Annotated in this window: 8 protein-coding genes; all 8 read right to left on the bottom strand. The window is 41.4% G+C overall.

Going from position 1 to position 8,376, the window contains the following annotated elements:
* A partial coding sequence (locus BACCELL_RS02930; protein WP_007210038.1) for a response regulator occupies positions 1–513 on the bottom strand: 513 nt, incomplete at its 3' end.
* Positions 514–520: 7 nt separating this feature from the next.
* The gene (locus BACCELL_RS02925) at positions 521–2,722 is read right to left on the bottom strand and encodes an ATP-binding protein (RefSeq protein WP_044153258.1); all 2,202 of its coding nucleotides are present in this window, start codon (positions 2,720–2,722) and stop codon (positions 521–523) included.
* Positions 2,723–2,875: 153 nt separating this feature from the next.
* Positions 2,876–4,189, bottom strand: coding sequence for a ribosome biogenesis GTPase Der (der, locus tag BACCELL_RS02920; protein WP_007210036.1), 1,314 nt, complete (start codon positions 4,187–4,189; stop codon positions 2,876–2,878).
* A gap of 47 nt (positions 4,190–4,236) precedes the next feature.
* Positions 4,237–5,118: a GTPase Era gene (gene era, locus BACCELL_RS02915; RefSeq protein ID WP_007210035.1), complete on the bottom strand. Its 882-nt coding sequence runs from the start codon at positions 5,116–5,118 to the stop codon at positions 4,237–4,239.
* An 81-nt stretch (positions 5,119–5,199) separates the two neighbouring features.
* Positions 5,200–6,204 (bottom strand): beta-ketoacyl-ACP synthase III, encoded by a 1,005-nt coding sequence (locus BACCELL_RS02910; protein WP_007210034.1) that lies wholly within the window; start codon positions 6,202–6,204, stop codon positions 5,200–5,202.
* 111 nt (positions 6,205–6,315) lie between these two features.
* Positions 6,316–6,501, bottom strand: coding sequence for a 50S ribosomal protein L32 (gene rpmF, locus BACCELL_RS25880; RefSeq protein ID WP_002562387.1), 186 nt, complete (start codon positions 6,499–6,501; stop codon positions 6,316–6,318).
* A 13-nt stretch (positions 6,502–6,514) separates the two neighbouring features.
* Positions 6,515–7,099: a YceD family protein gene (locus BACCELL_RS02905; RefSeq protein WP_007210033.1), complete on the bottom strand. Its 585-nt coding sequence runs from the start codon at positions 7,097–7,099 to the stop codon at positions 6,515–6,517.
* Positions 7,100–7,173: 74 nt separating this feature from the next.
* On the bottom strand, positions 7,174–8,322 hold the full coding sequence (locus BACCELL_RS02900; RefSeq protein WP_044153297.1) for a sensor histidine kinase: 1,149 nt from the start codon (positions 8,320–8,322) through the stop codon (positions 7,174–7,176).
* Positions 8,323–8,376 lie beyond the last annotated feature (54 nt).

The following is an 8,376-nucleotide window of genomic DNA, read 5'->3' as shown; positions in this document are numbered from 1 at the left end:
TGTATTCATTCCTTTGGCTACAGCTTCCAGAACATCGCGTTCGCGCCGTGTCGGAGCATCTTTTGGTTGTAAACCTGATGATGAAGAATTTAACTTTTGCAATATAGAAGCAAAACGAGGACAAGTATAACTCTCCCCCCTCAGTACACTACGAATAGCTGCCACTAGTTCTGCATGAGCCGAAGATTTCAGAATAACCGCATTTACTCCGCATTGCACTAATCGGTTCACCATCCATATCTCCTCATGCATCGTATTTACGACAATCCTCGCCTGGTCATTCAACTCACGAATTCTGGCTATCAATTCAAAACCTGAAATATCGGGGATACTGATATCCAGAATATATACATCATAATCACGCTCTTCAATCAACTTTATAGCCTGCTTTCCGGAAGTCACTGCATCCGCCACTGTTACTTCCGGCATCTTATTCACAATTTTGCAAATACCTTCTAAAATCAGGCTATGGTCATCCACTACCAATAATTCCGCTTTCACATTCTTTTCCATTGCTCGATTAGATTATTACATTTACTCTCAGCCGGGTTCCTTCACCCGGAGCAGAAATCAGTTCAACCTTAGCACCAATCGTTTCAGCCCGTTGCCAGATGGTATGCAAGCCAATACCTTTGGTTTTCTTGCTCATATCAAACCCTTTTCCGTCATCTGTAACAAGTATGGAAAGGTTCTTGTTTTCCAGTGCTAACTTCACCTGTATACGGGCAGAGCTGGCATATTTCACTGCATTGCTCACCGCTTCCTGAACAATACGATAACATTCAAATCCAACAGCTTTAGGAATTATATTCCAGTCGACATTTTCTGTAGAGTGATACTCCGCATACATACCCTCCGGTAATGCCAAATGCAGCACATAATCTCCCAACATCTCGTCGAGCGTAGCATACTGGAAGGCGGGTGGCATCAACTCATGCGAAAGAGTTCTCAACCTTTCGCGAGTATTGCTCAATAGTCCCAACTGTTCACTCAAATCCGAACTTTCCTCACCGGAAATAGTACGAATATTCATTTCAAGCGCAAGCAAACTGTTACACACATCATCGTGTAATTCAGTCGCCATACGTTCACGCTCACTCTCCAAACCATCAATGTATTTTCGTGTCAGACGCTGCTCAGTCTCTTTCTGAAGTTCCAGAAACTCACGTTCTTTCTCATTAGCGGCATTAGCCAACACAGCGATCCTTGCCCTTTGGCGTTGACGTGCATAGAGAGAACCTAATAATAGAATTCCCAACAGTGAAATTACTGATCCTACAATGATACGGTGACGCAGCATATACGTCTCCTGCTCCAACTGTTCCTGCCTCAAAGTAACGATCTCCAGTTCTTTCTCTTTCGTCTGATATTTTACTGAATACTCAGATAGCTGTTCGGTCTGTTCAGTATGAAAGGCTGAATCACGCAGCGCATAGGCTTGGGTCAGATACTCATAGGCCTGAGATGAGTTGTTCACAGCCAGATAGCAATCTGCCAACCGCTTATAATGTTCATAATCACGGGTGTCCTTGTAGCCACTGCGGAGCATATCGATTATTCTCCGATAATAAATAATGGCTTCTGTATACTTTTTACTCTCTTGCAATAAACCCGCCTTCGCCTGATAATATCGGAACCGTTCCGCATCAGTTTGCATTTCATGTGCCAGCTTATCAAGTTTTTGCAAATAATACATTGCCTGGTTCAGATTTCCATCCATCCGATAAGCGTTCACCAAATAATTATAAGCATCGCACAATAGTCGTCTGTCATTCACTTCTTCCAGAATAGGTATGGCTTTCAATAATGTAGCAATTCCCTCCGCACGCATTTGTACCAATCGAGTCTGAATAGCTCCCAAATTGACATAACATGTACCTATCCTTCGCTTATTACCTGTCTTCAAAGCATATTCCACGGCTTTCTCAGAAAAAGGAATCGCATCTCCCGGACGATTCCAATCACAATAAGCCGTTGCTATATTTCCATATATAAAAGCAACTGCATTATGATTTCCACGTAACTCGCATAAATGAAGTGCTTGTTCAAAGTTGGCAATGCAATTCTCTAAATCCTTTTTCCGACGATAGATAGTACCTAACTGATTCAAATTTTCAATTAACATGGCCGTATCCTTATCAGCAGCAGAACGCTCGCTGGCACGGATAGTATAAACTAGAGCAGAATCCGTCTTCCCTTCAAAAAGAAACGAACTGGCATAATTTGTCAACATGGTACGGCACGCTTCTCCTGCCTCCGATAAATCCTCTCCAGCTTCCAACCCTTTACGAAAATAGTAACGTGCAGAATCATAACGAGCATCCACATTGCAATAATACCCCATATCACAACAAGACTGGCTTATTGCAAATTTCAACCCCGCTTTTTCAGCCAGAGCAATAGCTTTCCGCTTTAAGGCATATCCCTGCTGGAAATCTCCCTTGATGAAATTTCCCTCACTTGCCCAAATATAATATTCTACGAGTTGTTCCGGCTTCTTGCTTTTCGTAGCCAACTGATGAATAGAATCTGCATATAAAAGGAGTAATTCAGGATTTTCTTCCGTTTGGTAGAGATATTTACAAACTCCGACATAGCCCTCCATATCTCTGCTTTGGGCAGCCTTTTGTTGAAGCATACGTAAATCCGGCTCATCCGCAGCCCATAGCATACCTATGGACAGGAACAAGCAGCATCCCAATAACCACCTGTAGCGTTTCATCTAATCCTTTTTTTCTGTTACCTAAGCAAAAATAAATATTATATTCATACTAACCTATTTTTTGTTTGCATTTCACTGATAAAACGTAAAAAACCGCCCGATTTATAACTAAATCAAGCGGTTTTATTTCAATATCTTAAAACCCTGATAATCCTACTTCTGACGGATATAGATGTTTATCGGAGTTCCGGTCAAACTCCACTTCTCACGCATCTTATTTTCCAGGAAACGTTTATAGGGTTCCTTTACATACTGCGGCAAGTTAGCGAAATACACAAAAGAAGGAACCTGCGTATTAGGTAACTGCGTGATATACTTAATCTTAATATACTTGCCTTTGGTTGCAGGAGGCGGATACGCCTCAATCAAGGGAAGCATTTCTTCATTCAGCCGGGCAGTAGGAATACGCGTCATACGATTATCATACACTATACGCGCTTCTTCCAGCACCTTCAGAATGCGTTGTTTGGTCAATGCCGAACCGAAAATAATAGGGAAATCAACAAACGGAGCAAAACGACTACGGATAGCATCTTCGAAAGTCTTCATTACCTTCACTGTTTTGTCCTGTACTAAATCCCATTTATTTACTACCACTACCAAACCTTTGGCATTTTTCTGTATCAGTGAGAATATATTCAAGTCTTGACTCTCAACACCACGGGTAGCATCCAACATAAGGATACACACATCAGCGTTCTCAATAGAACGGATAGAACGGATTACGGAATAATACTCCAAATCTTCATTCACCTTGTTCTTCTTACGGATACCGGCAGTATCTACCAGATAGAAATCAAAACCAAATTTATTGTAACGTGTATAGATGGAATCACGTGTTGTGCCGGCAATTTCCGTCACAATATTACGATCTTCACCTATAAAAGCATTCACGATAGAAGACTTACCTGCATTCGGACGTCCCACCACTGCAAAGCGGGGAATATCTTCATCCAGTATTTCGTCAGCTTCTTTCTTGAATGTACCAACAATCAAGTCCATCATATCACCCGTTCCACTACCCGTCATAGCCGAGATACAGTAAGGATCACCCAATCCCAACTTATAAAATTCGGGAGCATTGTATTGCAGTTCTCCATTATCGGTCTTATTGGCAATCAGCAATACCGGCTTTTGAGTACGGCGCAGAATAGCAGCCACTTGCATATCAAGGTCAGTTACTCCATTCATTACATCTACCACAAACAAAATCACGTCTGCTTCATCCACAGCCATCAATACTTGTTTGCGTATCTCTTCTTCGAAAATATCGTCAGAGTTCACCACCCATCCGCCGGTATCTACCACGGAGAACTCCTTCCCCAGCCATTCCGATTTACCATACTGGCGGTCGCGTGTTGTTCCTGCTTCTTCGTTCACAATCGCCTGACGTGTTTTAGTCAAGCGGTTAAATAAAGTAGACTTTCCCACATTGGGGCGTCCTACGATTGCAACTAAATTTCCCATAGTTCACTCTCATTGTTTTTTGCGACTATCCCAGTCGTATGAATATTCTAATCCAGTTGATAACCAAAATTGCGCAACTCTTTGTCCGAACTACGCCAATCCTTATCCACTTTCACAAATGTCTCCAGGAAAATAGTCTTTCCGAAGAACCTTTCCAAATCACGGCGCGCCTCAGTAGCCACTTTTTTCAGTGCCTTACCCTGCTTACCGATAATAATTCCTTTCTGCGAATCACGCTCTACATAAATCACAGCATTGATATGTATCTTCTTCGCATCCTCCTTAAATTGTTCCACCACTACCTCTACCGAATAGGGTATCTCTTTGTCATAATATAATAGAATTTTCTCGCGAATAATCTCATTCACAAAAAAACGCGCCGGTTTATCCGTCCATTGATCCTTGTCGAAATAAGGTGGTGAATCCGGCAATAATTCCTTCACTCGCTTCATCACATATTCCACATTGAATTTTGTAGTTGCAGAAATCGGAATAATTTCCGCATTAGGCAACAATGCTTTCCATGCTTCCACCAGCTCCACCAGTTTCTCCTGATTCGACAAATCGATCTTGTTGATAAGCAGCAGGACAGGTATTTCCATACGTGCCACCTTTTCTATAAACTCATTATGCTTATCAGGCGTCTCAACCACATCCGTTACATATAGCAAAACATCCGCGTCCGTCAATGCCGAGGTAGAAAAATTCAGCATAGACTCCTGCAACTTATACTGTGGCTTCAGCACACCCGGAGTATCCGAGAATACAATCTGCATATCGTCCGTATTATAGATACCCATAATGCGGTGGCGAGTTGTCTGCGCCTTAAAAGTAGCAATCGAAATCCGCTCACCCACTAAGGCGTTCATCAGCGTAGACTTACCTACATTCGGATTTCCCACGATGTTTACAAAACCAGCTTTATGCATCACATTCCTCTATTTTAGTTGAGACAAAAAAACGCATCGAAAATAAGGATGCGTTTTTTCTTATTTATTAACGTAACGTTGTTACTGTTTTTTTCCATCATATCCCCACTTCACATAAACGGCTCCCCAGGTAAATCCTGCACCGAATGCCGTAAAGATCAAGTTATCGCCTTTTTTAAGTTTATCCTCAAAATCCCACAGGCAAAGCGGAAGCGTACCGGCACTTGTATTACCATAACGTTCTATATTAATCATTACCTTTTCGCGGGGAACTTCCAAGCGGTGAGCTACTGCATCAATGATGCGCAAGTTCGCCTGATGAGGAATAATCCAGTCGATATTATCCTTAGTGAGATTATTTCTTTCCGCAATGGCAACACAAGCGTCCGACATATTGGATACGGCATACTTAAATACCGTACGACCTTCCTGATAAAGAAAGTGCATGTGATTATCCACTGTGAAATAAGAAGGAGGACATACAGAACCGCCGGCCTTCATATGCAAGAAAGGTAAGCCTTTACCGTCTGTTCTTAAAATAGCGTCCATGACACCAACATCCTCAGTAGTCGGTTCCATCATAACCGCAGCTGCCCCGTCACCAAAGATCGGGCAAGTAGCACGCTCGGTATAATCCACCATAGACGACATTTTGTCACCACCTACTAAAATAATTTTCTTATATCTTCCCGAACGGATAAAATTAGCTCCCGTTTCCAACAAGTACAAGAAACCGCTACAAGCAGCCTGTAAGTCAAAAGCAAAAGCATGTTTTAATCCAAGCTTATCACATAGGATAGAAGCTGTAGAAGGGAAATGATAATCAGGAGTAGTAGTAGCGACAATCACCAGATCAATATCATCAGGATTAGAACCAGTACGCTGCATCAACTGCTTTGCGGCTTTACGAGCCATGTACGAAGTCCCCAATCCTTCTTCGTTCAAGATATGTCTTTCCTTTACTCCGATACGGGTCATAATCCATTCATCATTGGTATCCACCATTCTTGATATCTCTTCATTCGTCAAGATATAATCGGGTACATATCCGCCGACTCCTGTAATTACTGCATTTATTTTTTCCATTAATCCTGCTTAAGTTAATGAATACCTAAACAACGGTAGTCTAAAAAGGTTTGTGCTTACAAATCTTTTTAGACATCCGGCATTCAAGTATATTCTTTATCAGGCTGCAAATTAAACAGCAGCTTCTTTCTCAATAGCAAGCTTGCCTCTGTAATATCCGCAAGCACCACATACAGTGTGATATACATGCCATTCGCCACAGTTCGGGCAAATTGCCAATGTAGGAGCTACTGCCTTATCATGAGTTCTTCTCTTTGCAGTTCTTGTTTTAGACTGTCTTCTCTTAGGATGTGCCATTTTTTTTTAATCTTTAATTGTTATCTAATATTTTCTTTAATTCGTTCCAGCGCGGATCAATCTGAGTTTCCTCTACATCACCTCCCGGCAGTGCATCTTCACCTTCAATAAAGATTTCATCTTCCGCATCATCTTCGTCCGCTTTCGTCCGCAAATGCTTATGCAACTTACTGCTCACTGCCTTGTTACACTTTCCGGGAGCATGTACATGCTTCATCGGAATAGCCAATGCAATAAACTCATACATAAACCATGCCACATTGATCTCTCCTTCTTCTTCGGGAATCACAATGAGGTTATCACCTTCTTCAGCATACTCATGACCGAACTTCACCATCAGCTTATCTGTAGAGCTTACCGGTTGTTCCATATCATCCAGGCAGCGGTCACACGGTACCCATACCATTCCATCCGTCTGGAAGTTCAATTCGAAAGCACGAGATGTTTTCTTTACAACCAGCGTAACATTAACCTTACCCTTTTGTACTTCTGGTCCATCAATGTTAGCAAAGAAAAGGTTATCCAGTACAAACTCATACTTACAAGAGTCTGCCTGCATGCCTTTCAAATCAATTTTGTATTTATCAAACTTTCCCAAAGCTTCTTTTATTTATTCGGGCGACAAAGATACAAATAATTATCCTCATAATGTAGAAATTAGCAACGAAATATTCATTTTTTAAGCTCTATTCTGAATATCGTCCCCTTATTGATCTCCGATTGCTTCACAAAAATGGATCCAGAATGATACTCAACCACAATTCTTCGTGCTAATGAAAGGCCCAATCCCCATCCCCTTTTCTTAGTGGTATAGCCAGGAGCAAAAACCGTTTCAAAATATCGTTTGTCAATTCCTTTCCCCGTATCTGCCACATCAATACACCAATATCTTGACGTTTCCTGTACCGAAATAACCAATACTCCTACTCCACCCATTGCATCAACAGCATTCTTACAAAGATTTTCTATCACCCATTCAAACAGAGCAACATTCAGCCGCACGGGGGGAAGTGAATCGGGTACATGGGTACTGATTTTCACTTTATCTGAAGTACGGTGGGCTATATAATCCGTCACCCGTTCCAACAGAGCTTTTAAATCTGCATCCTCCAGTTCAGGAATAGAACCGATTTTAGAGAAACGATTAGCAATCATCTGTAAACGCTCTACATCTTCCGCCATAGCAGGAATCAAATCATCCTGTGGGTATTGTGTCTTCAGTAATTCCATCCATGCCATTAGTGAAGAGATCGGAGTTCCCAGTTGATGGGCAGTTTCCTTGGATAACCCAACCCATACTTTATTCTGCTCTGCCTTTTTAGAACTCAACAAAGCAAAGATAGCAATAAGAACAAAAATGAGTACTACCGTTAATTGAACATAAGGATAAACAGCTAACTGGGTAAGCATAAGGGAAGGTCCATAATATACATTCAGATAATCGCCACCGCCATTGAGATCTATGCGAATACAATTACCTTCACGGTTAAAATCACTCAGTTTTTCCTTTAAGGAGACTATTGTATCGGCTGAAGACAGTTCTATATTCCTATATGTCTGTACATCCTCATTCTGATCAACCACGATTACCGGAATAGTATGATTGGCATTCAAAACTTTCAAGACCATAGTCAAATCCGTATTTCCATCTGCAGTTTGCAAATTCTTCATTGCTTCCGCCCACACTTCCATACGTACCCGTTCTTCAGCAGATAAATCGCTTATCAGAGAATGTGAGACGTAAAGAGAGGCAACAGCTATCACCATGGCAGCTAATACTAACCAGAATTTTATCGGATGGATTTCCTTTATAAAGCGCATTATATATAAATAAGATGTAAACTTACGGTATATAAACGGAAAAACAAAAGAAAT

The organism is Bacteroides cellulosilyticus DSM 14838, assembly GCF_000158035.1.
In the GTDB taxonomy this organism is placed as follows: Bacteria; Bacteroidota; Bacteroidia; order Bacteroidales; family Bacteroidaceae; genus Bacteroides; species Bacteroides cellulosilyticus.
Note: the sequence above shows the minus strand (reverse complement) of the source record. Positions and strands in the feature narration are given on the sequence as shown.

Coding starts and splice junctions, on each gene's coding strand:
- BACCELL_RS02900 (WP_044153297.1), bottom strand. CDS start 8,322: ATGCGCTTTATAAAGGAAATCCATCCGATAAAATTCTGGTTAGTATTA.
- der (WP_007210036.1), bottom strand. CDS start 4,189: ATGGGAAATTTAGTTGCAATCGTAGGACGCCCCAATGTGGGAAAGTCT.
- BACCELL_RS02925 (WP_044153258.1), bottom strand. CDS start 2,722: ATGAAACGCTACAGGTGGTTATTGGGATGCTGCTTGTTCCTGTCCATA.
- BACCELL_RS02910 (WP_007210034.1), bottom strand. CDS start 6,204: ATGGAAAAAATAAATGCAGTAATTACAGGAGTCGGCGGATATGTACCC.
- era (WP_007210035.1), bottom strand. CDS start 5,118: ATGCATAAAGCTGGTTTTGTAAACATCGTGGGAAATCCGAATGTAGGT.
- rpmF (WP_002562387.1), bottom strand. CDS start 6,501: ATGGCACATCCTAAGAGAAGACAGTCTAAAACAAGAACTGCAAAGAGA.